Source organism: Pantoea sp. Lij88 (genome assembly GCF_030062155.1).
Lineage (GTDB): Bacteria > Pseudomonadota > Gammaproteobacteria > Enterobacterales > Enterobacteriaceae > Pantoea.
In genome coordinates this window covers 3772231-3787462 of the sequence record NZ_CP118269.1, presented here as the reverse complement: position 1 = coordinate 3787462, position 15232 = coordinate 3772231, and the positions used below count along the sequence as shown (strand labels likewise).

Sequence of the window (15232 nt, the reverse complement as noted above, 5' to 3'; positions counted from 1 at the left end):
GGCTGAATGCACTTTCGCGCCATTACCCGCATAGTCGGTCTGCTGGTGATCCTCTTTTCAGTGACGATGATTTTGCCCGGCCTGGTCGCATTAATTTATCGCGATGGCGCGGGGCGGGCGTTTAGCCAGACCTTTATGATGGCGCTGGTGATCGGCTCGCTGCTGTGGTGGCCGAATCGCAAAAAGAAAACCGAACTCAAACCGCGGGAAGGGTTTCTGATTGTCGTGCTGTTCTGGACGGTGCTGGGCAGCGTAGGGGCCATGCCCTTTATCTTTGCCGAGCAGCCGCATCTTTCCGTGACGGATGCGTTCTTTGAATCTTTCTCTGGCCTGACAACCACCGGTGCCACCACGCTGGTGGGGCTGGACTCGCTGCCCAAGGCGATCCTCTTTTATCGGCAGATGCTGCAGTGGCTGGGCGGTATGGGGATCATCGTGTTAGCGGTAGCGATACTGCCGATTCTGGGTGTCGGGGGTATGCAGCTCTATCGCGCTGAAATGCCGGGGCCGCTGAAAGATAACAAAATGCGGCCGCGCATTGCCGAAACGGCTAAAACCCTCTGGCTGATCTATGTTCTGCTGACGGTGGCCTGTGCGCTGGCACTCTGGCTGGCGGGAATGCCGGCGTTTGATGCGATCGGCCACAGCTTCTCGACCATCGCCATTGGCGGCTTCTCAACCCATGATGCCAGCATCGGCTATTTTCATAGTGGCACCATTAATACCATCGTGGCGGTGTTTCTGCTGATCTCAGGCTGTAACTACGGCCTGCACTTTGCCATGTTAAGCGGACGTAATCTGCGTGTGTACTGGCGCGACCCGGAATTCCGCATGTTTATTGGTGTTCAGCTGACGCTGGTGTTGATCTGTACGCTGGTGCTCTGGTTCCACAATGTTTACGACAGCGGCTGGCAAACGCTGAACCAGGCCTTCTTCCAGGTCGTTTCCATGGCGACCACGGCGGGATTCACGACCGACAGCATCGCACGCTGGCCATTGTTCCTGCCGGTGCTGCTGTTGTGCTCCGCCTTTATCGGCGGCTGTGCCGGTTCCACCGGCGGTGGCCTGAAGGTGATCCGCATCCTGCTGTTATGCAAGCAGGGTAACCGTGAGCTGAAGCGTCTGGTTCACCCGAATGCGGTCTACACCATTAAGCTGGGCAATCGGGCGTTGCCGGAACGTATCCTTGAGGCCGTCTGGGGATTCTTCTCCGCTTATGCGCTGGTGTTCCTGGTCAGCATGCTGGCGATCATCGCCACCGGCGTCGACGACTTCTCGGCTTTTGCTGCTGTTGCCGCTACGCTGAACAACCTCGGGCCGGGGTTAGGGGTTGTGGCCGATAACTTCACTTCAATGAATGACGTGGCGAAATGGATTCTTATCTCCACCATGTTATTCGGGCGTCTCGAGGTATTTACCTTGCTGGTGCTGTTCACACCTACTTTCTGGCGTGAATAATTAATAAGGATGCTGACATGAAAGCGCTGATTCTCTATTCCACTCGCGACGGACAAACAAAGAAGATTGCCTCTTCTATTGCTGAGGTGATTCGTCAGCAGCAGCCATGTGATGTACTGGACATTCAGGATGCCGCTCTGCCTGACTGGTCGCAGTATGATCGCGTGCTGATTGGCGCCTCTATCCGCTACGGCCATTTCCAGCCGGTGGTCGATAAGTTCGTAAAGCTTCATCTGCAGGCGTTGCAGCAGCGTACCAGCGGTTTCTTTTCGGTGAACCTGACGGCGCGCAAACCAGAGAAGCGAACGCCTGAAACCAATGCTTATACGCAGAAGTTTCTGGCCAGCTCGCCGTGGCAACCTGATTGCTGTGCTGTGTTCGCGGGGGCGCTCTATTATCCGCGCTATCGCTGGTTCGATCGCGTCATGATTCAGTTAATTATGCGTATGACCGGCGGTGAGACAGATTCAACGAAAGAAGTGGAGTACACGGACTGGCAGCAGGTACGCACTTTTGCTAATGATTTTGGACAGTTACCAGGCAAATCGTAGCGAAATAGCGCGATTTGATGAAAATTACTGCGAACGATAATCTTTTCGTAATAAACACTTGTCAGCCCGCGCGAACTCCCTATAATGCGCCTCCATCGACACGGAACACCGGCAACGGGAAAACGGGTTGGGAGGCACAGGAGACTGCGCCGCCGGAGAAAAACTTCTGAAATAGAGGTTGACTCTGCAGGAGGAAAGCGTAATATACGCCACCTCGCGACAGGACGCTAACGCACTGTTCGCACTGCTCTTTAACAATTTATCAGACAATCTGTGTGGGCACTCGCAGGATTGATATCAGCGTCTTAGGACGTAAAAAAAATATCAAGTCTCACGAGTGAACACATAATGAAATTCATTATGACGTTTTACAGATGAGCACCGCTTAACTTGTTTAAGCAAATCAAACTTAAATTGAAGAGTTTGATCATGGCTCAGATTGAACGCTGGCGGCAGGCCTAACACATGCAAGTCGGACGGTAGCACAGAGAGCTTGCTCTTGGGTGACGAGTGGCGGACGGGTGAGTAATGTCTGGGGATCTGCCCGATAGAGGGGGATAACCACTGGAAACGGTGGCTAATACCGCATAACGTCGCAAGACCAAAGAGGGGGACCTTCGGGCCTCTCACTATCGGATGAACCCAGATGGGATTAGCTAGTAGGCGGGGTAATGGCCCACCTAGGCGACGATCCCTAGCTGGTCTGAGAGGATGACCAGCCACACTGGAACTGAGACACGGTCCAGACTCCTACGGGAGGCAGCAGTGGGGAATATTGCACAATGGGCGCAAGCCTGATGCAGCCATGCCGCGTGTATGAAGAAGGCCTTCGGGTTGTAAAGTACTTTCAGCGGGGAGGAAGGCGATGCGGTTAATAACCGTGTCGATTGACGTTACCCGCAGAAGAAGCACCGGCTAACTCCGTGCCAGCAGCCGCGGTAATACGGAGGGTGCAAGCGTTAATCGGAATTACTGGGCGTAAAGCGCACGCAGGCGGTCTGTTAAGTCAGATGTGAAATCCCCGGGCTTAACCTGGGAACTGCATTTGAAACTGGCAGGCTTGAGTCTTGTAGAGGGGGGTAGAATTCCAGGTGTAGCGGTGAAATGCGTAGAGATCTGGAGGAATACCGGTGGCGAAGGCGGCCCCCTGGACAAAGACTGACGCTCAGGTGCGAAAGCGTGGGGAGCAAACAGGATTAGATACCCTGGTAGTCCACGCCGTAAACGATGTCGACTTGGAGGTTGTTCCCTTGAGGAGTGGCTTCCGGAGCTAACGCGTTAAGTCGACCGCCTGGGGAGTACGGCCGCAAGGTTAAAACTCAAATGAATTGACGGGGGCCCGCACAAGCGGTGGAGCATGTGGTTTAATTCGATGCAACGCGAAGAACCTTACCTACTCTTGACATCCACGGAATTCGGCAGAGATGCCTTAGTGCCTTCGGGAACCGTGAGACAGGTGCTGCATGGCTGTCGTCAGCTCGTGTTGTGAAATGTTGGGTTAAGTCCCGCAACGAGCGCAACCCTTATCCTTTGTTGCCAGCGAGTCATGTCGGGAACTCAAAGGAGACTGCCGGTGATAAACCGGAGGAAGGTGGGGATGACGTCAAGTCATCATGGCCCTTACGAGTAGGGCTACACACGTGCTACAATGGCGCATACAAAGAGAAGCGACCTCGCGAGAGCAAGCGGACCTCACAAAGTGCGTCGTAGTCCGGATCGGAGTCTGCAACTCGACTCCGTGAAGTCGGAATCGCTAGTAATCGTGGATCAGAATGCCACGGTGAATACGTTCCCGGGCCTTGTACACACCGCCCGTCACACCATGGGAGTGGGTTGCAAAAGAAGTAGGTAGCTTAACCTTCGGGAGGGCGCTTACCACTTTGTGATTCATGACTGGGGTGAAGTCGTAACAAGGTAACCGTAGGGGAACCTGCGGTTGGATCACCTCCTTACCTGAAGATACCTTCCCGCGCAGTGTCCACACAGATTGTCTGATAAAAAGTAACGAGCAGAAAAAACCTCTACAGGCTTGTAGCTCAGGTGGTTAGAGCGCACCCCTGATAAGGGTGAGGTCGGTGGTTCAAGTCCACTCAGGCCTACCAAATTCGCACTCACGCTGCGTTATGTTCCCGGCTTGCATAGTTCACTATGCTTCGCGGAAACATGCCTTGCCTGAGCACGAATTACATTTCTCACGAAGTGTACTCGGTTGAGTGGTAGTAGTGGTCTCTGCAGTAACTGTATGGGGCTATAGCTCAGCTGGGAGAGCGCCTGCCTTGCACGCAGGAGGTCAGCGGTTCGATCCCGCTTAGCTCCACCATACCGTTTATCTGTTTTTTCTGAATACTTCAGAGCGTACCGGCAACGGTGTGCTGCGAAGTATTATGCTCTTTAACAATCCGGAACAAGCTGAAAATTGAAACGACGCACCGCGTCATTCCTCCGTAATAAGGAATGACAAAGCGATGCGTTCGAGTCTCTCAAATGCTTGCAGCACGCAGCGTTGTAAAACGCCTGTGGGTTGTGAGGTTAAGCGACTAAGCGTACACGGTGGATGCCCAGGCAGTCAGAGGCGATGAAGGACGTGCTAATCTGCGTAAAGCGACGGTAAGGTGATATGAACCGCTACAGCCGTCGATGTCCGAATGGGGAAACCCGGTGCACTCTGTGCATCATTGCAGCATGAATACATAGTGCTGCAAGGCGAACCGGGGGAACTGAAACATCTAAGTACCCCGAGGAAAAGAAATCAACCGAGATTCCCCCAGTAGCGGCGAGCGAACGGGGAGCAGCCCAGAGCCTGAATCAGCTTGTGTGTTAGTGGAAGCGTCTGGAAAGTCGCAGGGTACAGGGTGATACTCCCGTACACAAAAACACACATGCTGTGAGCTCGATGAGTAAGGCGGGACACGTGGTATCCTGTCTGAATATGGGGGGACCATCCTCCAAGGCTAAATACTCCTGACTGACCGATAGTGAACCAGTACCGTGAGGGAAAGGCGAAAAGAACCCCGGCGAGGGGAGTGAAACAGAACCTGAAACCGTGTACGTACAAGCAGTGGGAGCCTTGATTTATCAGGGTGACTGCGTACCTTTTGTATAATGGGTCAGCGACTTATATTCTGTAGCAAGGTTAACCGTATAGGGGAGCCGCAGGGAAACCGAGTCTTAACTGGGCGTTAAGTTGCAGGGTATAGACCCGAAACCCGGTGATCTAGCCATGGGCAGGTTGAAGGTTGGGTAACACTAACTGGAGGACCGAACCGACTAATGTTGAAAAATTAGCGGATGACCTGTGGCTGGGGGTGAAAGGCCAATCAAACCGGGAGATAGCTGGTTCTCCCCGAAAGCTATTTAGGTAGCGCCTCGTGAACTCATCTTCGGGGGTAGAGCACTGTTTCGGCTAGGGGGCCATCCCGGCTTACCAACCCGATGCAAACTGCGAATACCGAAGAATGTTATCACGGGAGACACACGGCGGGTGCTAACGTCCGTCGTGAAGAGGGAAACAACCCAGACCGCCAGCTAAGGTCCCAAAGTCATGGTTAAGTGGGAAACGATGTGGGAAGGCACAGACAGCCAGGATGTTGGCTTAGAAGCAGCCATCATTTAAAGAAAGCGTAATAGCTCACTGGTCGAGTCGGCCTGCGCGGAAGATGTAACGGGGCTAAACCATGCACCGAAGCTGCGGCAGCGACGCTTAGGCGTTGTTGGGTAGGGGAGCGTTCTGTAAGCCGTCGAAGGTGGCCTGTGAGGGCTGCTGGAGGTATCAGAAGTGCGAATGCTGACATAAGTAACGATAAAGCGGGTGAAAAGCCCGCTCGCCGGAAGACCAAGGGTTCCTGTTCAACGTTAATCGGAGCAGGGTGAGTCGACCCCTAAGGCGAGGCCGAAAGGCGTAGTCGATGGGAAACAGGTTAATATTCCTGTACTCGGTGTTACTGCGAAGGGGGGACGGAGAAGGCTATATCAGCCGGGCGACGGTTGTCCCGGTTTAAGCGTGTAGGCGGAGAGTTTAGGTAAATCCGGACTCTTGTTAACGCTGAGGCGTGACGACGAGGCACTACGGTGCTGAAGTGATAAATGCCCAGCTTCCAGGAAAAGCCTCTAAGCATCAGGTAACACAGAATCGTACCCCAAACCGACACAGGTGGTCAGGTAGAGAATACCAAGGCGCTTGAGAGAACTCGGGTGAAGGAACTAGGCAAAATGGTGCCGTAACTTCGGGAGAAGGCACGCTGGCGCGTAGGTGGAGGGACTTGCTCCCCGAGCTGAAGCCAGTCGAAGATACCAGCTGGCTGCAACTGTTTATTAAAAACACAGCACTGTGCAAACACGAAAGTGGACGTATACGGTGTGACGCCTGCCCGGTGCCGGAAGGTTAATTGATGGGGTTATCCGCAAGGAGAAGCTCTTGATCGAAGCCCCGGTAAACGGCGGCCGTAACTATAACGGTCCTAAGGTAGCGAAATTCCTTGTCGGGTAAGTTCCGACCTGCACGAATGGCGTAATGATGGCCAGGCTGTCTCCACCCGAGACTCAGTGAAATTGAACTCGCTGTGAAGATGCAGTGTACCCGCGGCAAGACGGAAAGACCCCGTGAACCTTTACTACAGCTTGACACTGAACATTGAGCCTTGATGTGTAGGATAGGTGGGAGGCTTTGAAGCGCGGACGCCAGTTCGCGTGGAGCCAACCTTGAAATACCACCCTTTAATGTTTGATGTTCTAACGTAGGCCCGTAATCCGGGCTGCGGACAGTGTCTGGTGGGTAGTTTGACTGGGGCGGTCTCCTCCTAAAGAGTAACGGAGGAGCACGAAGGTCAGCTAATCACGGTCGGACATCGTGAGGTTAGTGCAATGGCATAAGCTGGCTTGACTGCGAGAGTGACGGCTCGAGCAGGTGCGAAAGCAGGTCATAGTGATCCGGTGGTTCTGAATGGAAGGGCCATCGCTCAACGGATAAAAGGTACTCCGGGGATAACAGGCTGATACCGCCCAAGAGTTCATATCGACGGCGGTGTTTGGCACCTCGATGTCGGCTCATCACATCCTGGGGCTGAAGTAGGTCCCAAGGGTACGGCTGTTCGCCGTTTAAAGTGGTACGCGAGCTGGGTTTAGAACGTCGTGAGACAGTTCGGTCCCTATCTGCCGTGGGCGCTGGAGAATTGAGGGGGGTTGCTCCTAGTACGAGAGGACCGGAGTGAACGCACCACTGGTGTTCGGGTTGTCATGCCAATGGCATTGCCCGGTAGCTAAGTGCGGAAAAGATAAGTGCTGAAAGCATCTAAGCACGAAACTTGCCCCGAGATGAGTTCTCCCTGACTCCTTTGAGAGTCCTGAAGGGACGTTGAAGACTACGACGTTGATAGGCCGGGTGTGTAAGCGCAGCGATGCGTTGAGCTAACCGGTACTAATGACCCGTGAGGCTTAACCTTACAACGCCAGAGGCGTTTTTGAGAGACACGATTTTCAGCTTGTTACCGGATACAGTTGTGTCCTGCGGACCAAGGTCCGAAGGATTTTGCGCTTAGGCAAGGCGGCAACCGACCGATATGAAGGAGCATACTGAAGTATGTGACTGAGTAGCGCGAGGGAAGCCAACGCAGCATAAGCACAAAAGACACAGGACAGAGCACAAAGAATTTGCCTGGCGGCTTTAGCGCGGTGGTCCCACCTGACCCCATGCCGAACTCAGAAGTGAAACGCCGTAGCGCCGATGGTAGTGTGGGGTCTCCCCATGCGAGAGTAGGGAACTGCCAGGCATTATATAAGTGAAGAAGCCCCGCACAGCAGTGCGGGGCTTTTTTACGTCTGCAGATCGTGAAAAACCTCATCATAATTCCCGAAAACAGCCTGAGAACCCCTCTCTGATACGGTAAACTACGGCCAGATAACTCAGTAAAGGCCGTCAAATGTCCAGCCAGCATCCCTCCTTAAAAGCCGACAATACGCTTGGGCTTGAAGTACACACACAGAAACGCATCGTCGCTGAGACGCCAGCCGCCATTCTGGCCGCATGGCAGGCCAGCCAGCATGATCAAATGCCTTTCATCGTGCTTGGTGAAGGCAGCAATGTCCTTTTTCTGGAAGATTTCGCCGGCACCGTGGTGCTCAACCGCATCAAAGGCATCAGAATTCAGGATGAATTTGAGTGCTGGAAGTTGCATGTCGGTGCAGGTGAGAACTGGCATCAACTGGTTAAAAGCACGCTGGAAAAAGGGATCACCGGCCTCGAAAACCTTGCGTTGATCCCCGGGATGACCGGCTCGGCACCGATTCAGAACATTGGCGCCTATGGTGTGGAATTAAAAGATGTCTGCGAATATGTGGATGTACTTAACCTGCACAGTGGTGAGACAGAACGCCTCGATCGTGAAGCCTGTGAATTTGGCTATCGTGACAGCATATTTAAACATCGCTATCAGTCAGGCTATGTCATCGTCGCGGTCGGGATAATATTACCTAAGCAATGGCAGCCCGTATTAACCTACGGCGACCTGAAAACGCTCAACCCCGTGACCGCCAATGCCTGGGACGTCTACCACGCGGTATGCCAGATGCGGCAGAGCAAATTACCGGATCCAAAAGTCACCGGTAACGTAGGCAGCTTCTTCAAAAATCCTGTCGTTACCGGGGCACAGTGCAACTCCCTGCTGGCTCATTTCCCTGGTATGCCACACTATCTGATGCCGAATGGTGAAACCAAGCTGGCAGCAGGCTGGCTTATCGATCAGTGCCAGCTGAAGGGGTATCGCATCGGCGGTGCCGCTGTTCACCAGCAACAGGCCCTGGTGCTGATTAACGCTGACCATGCCACGCCTGACGATATCGTTGCGCTGGCAAAAACCGTGCGCGCGAAGGTGGGTGAGAAATTCGATGTCTGGCTGGAGCCTGAAGTCCGCTTTATTCAGGCGCAGGGCGAGTGCAATGCTGTCGGGGTGATCGCATGAAAGACCACAATGTCCCGCTAAAGCTGGTCGATATTTTATCTGATGGTGAGTTTCATTCTGGCGAGCAGCTAGGTGAAACGCTGGGCATGAGTCGGGCAGCCATAAACAAGCACATTCAGACGTTAAAAAGCTGGGGCCTTGATGTCTATACCGTGACAGGGAAGGGCTACAGCCTGTCTGCGCCAATGCAGCTGCTGGATGAGCAGGCAATCCTCTCTCAGGTTACGCAGGGCAATGTCTCGGTTATCCCGGTCATTGACTCCACAAACCAGTATCTGCTGGAACGCATGCATGACCTGCAGTCGGGTGCCGCCTGTATCGCTGAATATCAGCAGGCAGGTCGTGGTCGCCGGGGACGTCAATGGTTCTCTCCCTTTGGCGCTAACCTCTACATGTCTATGTACTGGCGTCTTGAGCAGGGACCCGCTGCGGCGATGGGCCTTAGCCTGGTCATTGGTATTATCATGGCTGAGACATTACGTGCCCTGGGGGCGGATGATGTCCGCGTCAAATGGCCAAATGATATTTACCTCAACGATCGCAAACTGGCGGGTATCCTGGTCGAACTGACAGGAAAAACCGGTGATGCAGCGCAGATCGTGATTGGTGCCGGGATTAACCTGGCGATGCGAACCGCCGATGCCTCACAGATTAATCAGGGCTGGATTAACCTGCAGGAGGCCGGGGTGAGCGTGAACCGCAATGAGCTTGCTGCCCGTCTGATCAACAGTCTGCGCGAAGCCCTGCCGCTGTTTGAACAGGAGGGATTAACCCCCTTCATCGCGCGCTGGGCGGCACTGGATAATTTCATTAACCGGCCTGTTAAGCTGCTGATCGGTGAACGTGAAGTGCATGGTATTGCGCGCGGCGTTGACAGTCAGGGGGGCTTATTACTGGAGCAGGAGGGTGAAATAAAGGCCTGGGTGGGCGGGGAAATTTCACTGCGTCCTGTTTGATCAAAAAAGCCTGCACTGATGCAGGCTTTTTTATTACAGCAGTTATTTACGCAGGCGAACCTTATCGACCGCATGATCGCCACTTTTGGTCATAATCAGGCTGGCCCTTTCGCGTGTCGGCAGGATATTTTCCTGCAGGTTAAGCCAGTTAATCTCTTTCCATAAGTTGCCTGCTATCTCAACCGCCTCTGCCTCTGAAAGCTGGGCGTAATGATGGAAATAGGAGTCCGGATCAGTAAACGCACCCTGGCGGAATTTCAGGAATCGATTGATATACCAGCTTTGCAGCAGATCTTCCTCTGCATCGACATAGATAGAAAAATCGACGAAGTCGGAAACAAAGACATGATGCGGGTCGTGGGGATAGTCCATGCCGCTCTGTAATACGTTCAGGCCTTCCAGAATAAGAATATCGGGCTGCTGTATCACTTTATCGCCATCAGGAATCACATCATAAATCAGATGCGAATAAACCGGCGCTGTCACCTGACTGGCTCCGGATTTCAAATCGGAGACGAAATTGACCAGCCGGTGCATGTCATAGGATTGCGGGAAGCCTTTCTTCTTCATCAGACCGCGCTCTTTAAGCACGGCATTCGGATGAAGGAAGCCATCCGTCGTGATCAATTCCACTTTACGATGTTCAGGCCAGCGGCTGAGCAATGCCTGCAGTACACGTGCAGTTGTGCTTTTACCGACAGCTACGCTCCCCGCAATGCTGATGATATAGGGGATTTTCTGGCCATTGGTGCCAAGGAACTGTTCGAGTACAGCCTGCCGGCGGACGTTAGAACTTATATAGAAGTTAAGCAGACGCGAAAGTGGCAGATAAATTTCTGCTACCTCCTCCAGCGAGAGATCCTCGTTGATGCCCTCCAGCTGCGCGATCTCTTCCTCTGAAAGCGTCATAGGAACAGAATCACGTAATGCAGCCCACTGCTCACGAGTGAATTCTAAGTAAGGCGTTGTCAGGGGGGTCGTTTTATCCATAAGCATGCATCTGACCGCAAATTCATTGCTATCAACCGCGTGTTATCCGATAAGCAGGACAGCACTGATGAAATGAATCACGAATCGCTGGTTTATCAGTGAGAACAATGGGCTGGAGGGTATCACCAGTATGGCTTTTAACAGAAGTAAAAAGATAAACGTGATCACGCTTTCGTCGGCATACCCACAAAACGTCACAATGCCTTTAATTATGGCAGCTTTATCGTTGTTTATGATTTAAAGCTCACCACAGTCAATGTGCAGGTTTAGTCTGCTCTTAACATTGGTACAACGTCTGAATGTTCAGGCGCTGCTATAAAGGCGTATAGCGAGGCTGATACGGTACATCATTCATGCATAACCTGAGTAATATCGAAAAAGAACCCTCGGTATAAACGCATTTTAGCGCTCTCAATGCGGGTGTTCGCTGTTCCATCTGCAGCCTGTGCCTGATAAAACCGGCTCAGCTTTCGATAGAAAATCTTCGGCGCACGATAAAAATGACGCAGCACGGGTCGAAAAATCATCACTTAGTACAGAAACACAAAATAAAAATGCGGCTGGCGGATCATTTATTCTCTGAAATGAGGTGTGCAGAGACGCGGAGGGCAGCAGCGCGGTTTGCTGAATCCTGTGAAAACAGGGCCAGATTGCACAAATATTCTGCACAAAAACGCCAAAATGCGATGATTTGCACAAATAGTAAGCGATAGAAAAAAATAAGCGATTTTTTAGTTGCATCCAGAGCCCGACCTTCCTAGAATGCGCTCCACTTGATGCCGGCTTAGCTCAGTTGGTAGAGCAACTGACTTGTAATCAGTAGGTCACCAGTTCGATTCCGGTAGCCGGCACCATCAAGTAGGTGGGATTCCCGAGCGGCCAAAGGGAGCAGACTGTAAATCTGCCGTCACAGACTTCGAAGGTTCGAATCCTTCTCCCACCACCATCTCAACCTCGCGGTTGAGTACAGATAAACAACCTGTTTATCTGTCAGGTGAGTCATTTATCACCCTGAATTCAGACTGAGCGTTAGCGAAGTCAAAGTCGGTCAGCTCCGCTGACAGGCAGTAGGTAGCAGAGAAACATTCTTTGTTATCTGCAAGCTACAGAAAGAACAGGTAGCCGAGTTCCAGGATGCGGGCATCGTATAATGGCTATTACCTCAGCCTTCCAAGCTGATGATGCGGGTTCGATTCCCGCTGCCCGCTCCAGATGTGCTGATATGGCTCAGTTGGTAGAGCGCACCCTTGGTAAGGGTGAGGTCCCCAGTTCGACTCTGGGTATCAGCACCACTTCCTTTAATCTCCCTCCTGATTTTCTCTGTAACTTCCTTGCAGTCAGGCATTGCCTGGTTAATGTGATGATATCATTGATATATCCGTGTCTTAGAGGGACTAGCGATGGCTAAAGAGCAATTTCAACGTAACAAACTGCACGTAAACGTGGGCACCATCGGTCACGTTGACCACGGTAAAACCACCCTGACTGCAGCTATCACTACCGTACTGGCTAAAACCAACGGCGGCCAGGCTCGTGCATTCGATCAGATCGACAGCACGCCTGAAGAAAAAGCCCGCGGTATCACCATCAACACCGCTCACGTTGAGTATGAGACTGCTGCACGTCACTACGCTCACGTTGACTGCCCAGGCCACGCCGACTATGTGAAAAACATGATCACCGGTGCTGCGCAGATGGACGGCGCGATCCTGGTTGTTGCTGCGACTGATGGCCCTATGCCACAGACCCGTGAGCACATCCTGCTGGGTCGTCAGGTTGGCGTTCCTTACATCATCGTGTTCCTGAACAAGTGCGACATGGTTGATGATGAAGAGCTGCTGGAGCTGGTTGAGATGGAAGTACGTGACCTGCTGTCACAGTACGACTTCCCAGGCGACGACACCCCAATCGTTCGTGGTTCTGCTCTGAAAGCGCTGGAAGGCGTTCCTGAGTGGGAAGCGAAAATCATCGAACTGGCTGAACACCTGGATACTTATATCCCGGATCCAATCCGTGCAATCGATAAGCCGTTCCTGCTGCCAATCGAAGACGTATTCTCAATCTCTGGCCGTGGTACCGTTGTTACCGGTCGTGTTGAGCGCGGCATCGTTAAAGTCGGCGACGAAGTTGAAATCGTTGGTATCAAAGATACCGTGAAATCAACCTGTACCGGTGTTGAGATGTTCCGCAAGCTGCTGGACCAGGGTCAGGCAGGCGAAAACTGTGGTGTTCTGCTGCGCGGTATCAAGCGTGAAGACATCCAGCGTGGCCAGGTTCTGGCTAAGCCAGGCTCAATCAAGCCGCACACCCAGTTCGAGTCAGAAGTTTATGTTCTGTCTAAAGACGAAGGTGGTCGCCATACTCCGTTCTTCAAAGGCTATCGTCCACAGTTCTACTTCCGTACAACTGACGTAACCGGCTCAGTAGAGCTGCCAGAAGGCGTTGAAATGGTCATGCCAGGCGACAACATCAAAATGGTTGTTACCCTGATCCACCCAATCGCAATGGACGAAGGTCTGCGCTTCGCAATCCGCGAAGGTGGCCGTACCGTTGGCGCGGGTGTTGTTGCTAAAGTTATCTTATAATTACCGATAACGTTTGACGCAATGCACACGGAAAGGGCATCATTTGATGCCCTTTTTGCACGCTGTTTCATAGAACCTGGCTCATCAGTGATTTTTTGAATCATAATCATTGCTGAGACAGGCTCTGTAATGCGGCGTTGGATACCGAGTTACGCCCCAAAAGCTCATTCGGTTTGGACGCCTCGCACTGCGGGGCAGAATTGTTTCTGAATTATTGTGGCAGGTTGGTTTATGAGTGCGAATACCGAAGCTCAAGGGAGCGGGCGTGGCCTGGAAGCGGTAAAGTGGGTAGTAGTTGTGTTACTGCTGCTTGCAGCGATTGTAGGTAACTACCTCTATCGTGATGTGTCATTGCCACTGCGTGCATTAGCCGTAGTTGTACTGATTGCAGCGGCTGGCGGCATTGCGCTTTTAACGACCAAAGGCAAAGCGACTGTGGCTTTTGCTCGTGAAGCAAGAACAGAAATGCGTAAGGTTATCTGGCCAACCCGCCAGGAAACGCTGCACACCACCTTAATCGTTGCCGCGGTTACTGCCGTGATGTCACTGATTTTGTGGGGGCTGGATGGTATTCTGGTCCGTCTGGTATCGTTTATCACTGGCCTGAGGTTCTGAGATGTCTGAAGCTCCAAAGAAACGCTGGTACGTCGTACAGGCGTTTTCCGGTTTTGAAGGCCGCGTAGCCCAATCGCTGCGCGAGCATATCAAATTGCACAACATGGAAGAGCTGTTTGGCGAAGTCATGGTTCCGACTGAAGAAGTCGTTGAAATCCGTGGTGGCCAGCGTCGTAAGAGCGAGCGCAAGTTTTTCCCGGGATACGTACTGGTTCAGATGGTGATGAATGACGCCAGCTGGCATTTAGTGCGCAGCGTCCCACGCGTGATGGGTTTCATCGGCGGGACATCTGACCGTCCGGCACCTATCAGCGACAAAGAAGTTGATGCGATCATGAACCGTCTGCAGCAGGTCGGCGACAAGCCTCGTCCGAAGACGCTGTTTGAGCCAGGTGAAATGGTGCGGGTCAATGACGGTCCATTTGCTGACTTTAACGGTGTGGTTGAAGATGTGGATTACGAGAAGAGCCGCCTGACGGTTTCCGTTTCCATCTTTGGTCGTGCAACACCGGTTGAGCTCGACTTCGGTCAGGTGGAGAAAGGTTAACCTCTTTCCGCTCACAAATTAGCTGTTGCAGCAGGCGCGAAATTTAACTACAATTTCGCGCCTTTTGTTTTTATGCGCTGGCAACAGCGTATAAATCGTTATCACGGGGAGCCTTTACAGGCGCTATAACCCAATTGAGGAAATATCATGGCTAAGAAAGTCCAAGCCTACGTCAAGCTGCAGGTTGCAGCTGGTATGGCGAACCCAAGTCCACCGGTTGGTCCAGCTCTGGGTCAGCAGGGTGTTAACATCATGGAATTCTGTAAGGCGTTCAACGCTAAGACCGAATCTCTGGAAAAAGGTCTGCCGACTCCAGTTGTTATCACCGTATACAGCGACCGTTCTTTTACCTTCATTACCAAAACGCCTCCGGCTGCCGTACTGCTGAAAAAAGCAGCGGGCATCAAGTCTGGTTCTGGTAAGCCGAACAAAGATAAAGTCGGTAAAGTGACTCGTGCTCAGGTACGTGAAATCGCAGAAACCAAAGCTGCGGACATGACTGGTTCTGACGTTGAAGCGATGACTCGCTCAATCGAAGGTACTGCTCGTTCCATGGGCCTGGTAGTAGAGGACTAAG

General features: G+C 52.5%; 9 protein-coding genes, 6 tRNA genes and 3 rRNA genes. 17 read left to right on the top strand and 1 reads right to left on the bottom strand.

Annotated elements, in window-relative coordinates; translation table 11 throughout:
- The first annotated feature begins 6 nt into the window (after positions 1 to 6).
- The 9 genes from trkH (at position 7) to birA (ending at position 9918) form a co-directional block, all read left to right on the top strand.
- Positions 7 to 1458 carry a Trk system potassium transporter TrkH gene (gene trkH, locus PU624_RS21545; RefSeq protein ID WP_004571219.1) on the top strand — a complete coding sequence of 484 codons (1452 nt, stop codon included), beginning with the start codon at positions 7 to 9 and terminating at the stop codon, positions 1456 to 1458.
- Between the two features lie 17 nt (positions 1459 to 1475).
- The gene (hemG, locus tag PU624_RS21540) at positions 1476 to 2009 is read left to right on the top strand and encodes a menaquinone-dependent protoporphyrinogen IX dehydrogenase (RefSeq protein ID WP_283546560.1); all 534 of its coding nucleotides are present in this window, start codon (positions 1476 to 1478) and stop codon (positions 2007 to 2009) included.
- Positions 2010 to 2420: 411 nt separating this feature from the next.
- A 16S ribosomal RNA gene (locus PU624_RS21535) occupies positions 2421 to 3961 on the top strand.
- Positions 3962 to 4034: 73 nt separating this feature from the next.
- Positions 4035 to 4111: transfer RNA gene (locus tag PU624_RS21530), tRNA-Ile, on the top strand.
- Positions 4112 to 4253: 142 nt separating this feature from the next.
- Positions 4254 to 4329: transfer RNA gene (locus tag PU624_RS21525), tRNA-Ala, on the top strand.
- Positions 4330 to 4536: 207 nt separating this feature from the next.
- A 23S ribosomal RNA gene (locus PU624_RS21520) occupies positions 4537 to 7447 on the top strand.
- A 211-nt stretch (positions 7448 to 7658) separates the two neighbouring features.
- Positions 7659 to 7774 (top strand): 5S ribosomal RNA (rrf, locus tag PU624_RS21515).
- Together the 16S, 23S and 5S rRNA genes with 2 tRNA genes alongside form the textbook arrangement of a ribosomal RNA operon.
- Positions 7775 to 7924: 150 nt before the next feature.
- Entirely contained in the window at positions 7925 to 8962 is a 1038-nt protein-coding gene (gene murB, locus PU624_RS21510; protein ID WP_283546559.1) for a UDP-N-acetylmuramate dehydrogenase, read from the top strand.
- Positions 8959 to 9918 (top strand): bifunctional biotin--[acetyl-CoA-carboxylase] ligase/biotin operon repressor BirA, encoded by a 960-nt coding sequence (gene birA, locus PU624_RS21505; protein ID WP_283546558.1) that lies wholly within the window; start codon positions 8959 to 8961, stop codon positions 9916 to 9918. The genes murB and birA overlap by 4 nt, the downstream gene beginning before the upstream one ends.
- 42 nt (positions 9919 to 9960) lie before the next feature.
- On the opposite strand, the gene coaA is transcribed toward birA, so the two are convergent.
- Positions 9961 to 10908: a type I pantothenate kinase gene (gene coaA / locus PU624_RS21500; RefSeq protein ID WP_283546557.1), complete on the bottom strand. Its 948-nt coding sequence runs from the start codon at positions 10906 to 10908 to the stop codon at positions 9961 to 9963.
- Between the two features lie 778 nt (positions 10909 to 11686).
- On the opposite strand from coaA, the gene PU624_RS21495 reads away from it, so the two are divergent.
- The 8 genes from PU624_RS21495 (at position 11687) to rplK (ending at position 15231) form a co-directional block, all read left to right on the top strand.
- Positions 11687 to 11762: transfer RNA gene (locus PU624_RS21495), tRNA-Thr, on the top strand.
- Positions 11763 to 11769: 7 nt separating this feature from the next.
- Positions 11770 to 11854, top strand: a tRNA-Tyr gene (locus PU624_RS21490).
- A 190-nt stretch (positions 11855 to 12044) separates the two neighbouring features.
- A tRNA-Gly gene (locus tag PU624_RS21485) sits at positions 12045 to 12119 on the top strand.
- A 5-nt stretch (positions 12120 to 12124) separates the two neighbouring features.
- Positions 12125 to 12200 (top strand) — tRNA-Thr (locus PU624_RS21480).
- A 108-nt stretch (positions 12201 to 12308) separates the two neighbouring features.
- The gene (tuf, locus tag PU624_RS21475; protein ID WP_283546556.1) at positions 12309 to 13493 is read left to right on the top strand and encodes an elongation factor Tu; all 1185 of its coding nucleotides are present in this window, start codon (positions 12309 to 12311) and stop codon (positions 13491 to 13493) included.
- A gap of 231 nt (positions 13494 to 13724) precedes the next feature.
- Positions 13725 to 14108: a preprotein translocase subunit SecE gene (secE, locus tag PU624_RS21470; RefSeq protein ID WP_008927141.1), complete on the top strand. Its 384-nt coding sequence runs from the start codon at positions 13725 to 13727 to the stop codon at positions 14106 to 14108.
- 1 nt (position 14109) lies between these two features.
- Complete coding sequence (gene nusG, locus PU624_RS21465; RefSeq protein WP_013359732.1) at positions 14110 to 14655, top strand: transcription termination/antitermination protein NusG; 546 nt, start codon at positions 14110 to 14112, stop codon at positions 14653 to 14655.
- A gap of 147 nt (positions 14656 to 14802) precedes the next feature.
- Positions 14803 to 15231 carry a 50S ribosomal protein L11 gene (gene rplK, locus PU624_RS21460; protein WP_006121495.1) on the top strand — a complete coding sequence of 143 codons (429 nt, stop codon included), beginning with the start codon at positions 14803 to 14805 and terminating at the stop codon, positions 15229 to 15231.
- Position 15232 lies beyond the last annotated feature (1 nt).